Origin of the sequence: Veillonella sp. ZSJB6 (assembly GCF_051549505.1) — a bacterium.
Lineage (GTDB): Bacteria > Bacillota > Negativicutes > Veillonellales > Veillonellaceae > Veillonella.
The window spans coordinates 1-239 of sequence record NZ_JBPUGE010000173.1; the positions used below are offsets into that span (position 1 = coordinate 1).

Annotated in this window: 1 protein-coding gene; it reads right to left on the reverse strand. The window is 31.4% G+C overall.

Annotated elements, in window-relative coordinates; translation table 11 throughout:
* The coding region (locus ACSV5T_RS10325) for a class I SAM-dependent methyltransferase (protein WP_438321089.1) at positions 1–225 on the reverse strand (225 nt) is incomplete at its 3' end.
* Positions 226–239 lie beyond the last annotated feature (14 nt).

A 239-nucleotide genomic window follows, 5' to 3' on the forward strand; every position in this document is an offset into this window, starting at 1 on the left:
GCTTGCACAATTCCATTCAACTACTGAAAATCTATATTCTTTAATAAAATCTTCAAATTCCTTTTTATCCCATTCTTCATACATCTTAAATCCTAAAATAGTCATCAAACTTTTTATCATTTTTCTTTGCTTTCCCTCTTTCCATAGAAAAGTGAGGGCGAACAAAGTTCCATTAGGTTTTAACACCCTATATATTTCTTTCATTGCCTCATCCGGTTTAGGCATAATATGAAGTGCAT